Source organism: Sphingomonas sp. 28-62-20 (assembly GCF_002281505.1).
In genome coordinates, this window is the sequence record NZ_NCGH01000081.1 from 1 (window position 1) to 1,104 (window position 1,104).

Sequence of the window (1,104 nt, forward strand, 5' to 3'; positions counted from 1 at the left end):
AGCCGCATGAGTGCGGCGCGAAGATGCCGGAAGGCAGCCAGCGGGTCGGCATGGCGACCGATGCTGCGCGAGAATGGCGGGTTGATGAGGACGGCAGTGGGCCGGATCGTAGGTGGCAGAAGATCGTGGATCAGCTCGGCATCGTGCCTTGTGACAGCCACACCTGGGAAGGCGGCAGCAAGCATCTCGGCGCGGGCCGGATCGATCTCGTTGAGGACCAGGCGTGCACCGGCGCGCCGTGCGAAGACCGCGAGAAGGCCGGTCCCGGCAGAGGGTTCGAGGACTAGGTCGGTCGGGGTGATATGGGCAGCAAGGGTGGCCAAGTACGCGATCGGGGCGGGTGTCGAGAATTGCTGGAGTTCGATCTGCTCCTCACTGCGAACCGTGTGCGTCGGCAGATTGGCGACCAACTCGGTCAGCGCAGCAAGACAATCGTTCGGCGCGGAGGGAAGGTCAGCTTTGGCCAGGTGCATGACCTGGGCGAGTTCGAGCATGTCGTAAGCGTCGCGAAGCGACCAGCGACCATCAGCCGAGGAACCGCCATAGGCCTGTTCCATGACCCACAGCAGCGTGTCGCGCTGGAGCGATCCATTCCTGGCGAGGGTGTCGGCAACCGCCTTGGCGGCGGTGATCGAGGGTTCGGTGAAATCGAGTTCGAGAGCTGCGGCTGAGGTGCGCATCGAGGGTCTCCTTCTTATCGCCCGGTGCTCATCACCGGATCAACAAGCCGGAGGCCTCCTCCCCTCTCTTCAGTGAGAATGTAGGTGAATCTCGGTCCGAGGGAGAGCATTGCGAGCAAATCGATCGCGAAGCGCGTCATTCCAATCATCGTGCTCGGACGGGAGCCATTCCTCGACGAGCCGCCCCTTAGCGGCGAGGTGCTCGCGCGCACGCGCCAGGCAAATCTTCGCCGCTTTGTTTCTCTGACCAAAAACGATCACACGCCTCACATGGGACGGAATCCCGACATGAGCGTAGCGTTCGGCACCAAGCACAGCCCAGACGGGCAATTGAAACCAGTCGGAGGCAGACAGGGCATCTTCGATGCCCTCGGCGATACCCAGTATGTCGTCGGGCTCGCCAAACCGTACGCTGCCCGAACCC

The 1,104-nt window shown here is 63.0% G+C and carries 1 protein-coding gene and 1 pseudogene; both read right to left on the reverse strand.

Going from position 1 to position 1,104, the window contains the following annotated elements; all coding sequences use genetic code 11:
* Nucleotides 1-680, reverse strand: a pseudogene (locus tag B7Y43_RS20180) (methylase); the annotation flags it as partial.
* 69 nt (nt 681-749) lie between these two features.
* Nucleotides 750-1,010, reverse strand: coding sequence for a toprim domain-containing protein (locus B7Y43_RS20185; protein ID WP_374133438.1), 261 nt, complete (start codon nt 1,008-1,010; stop codon nt 750-752).
* Between the last annotated feature and the right edge of the window lie 94 nt (nt 1,011-1,104).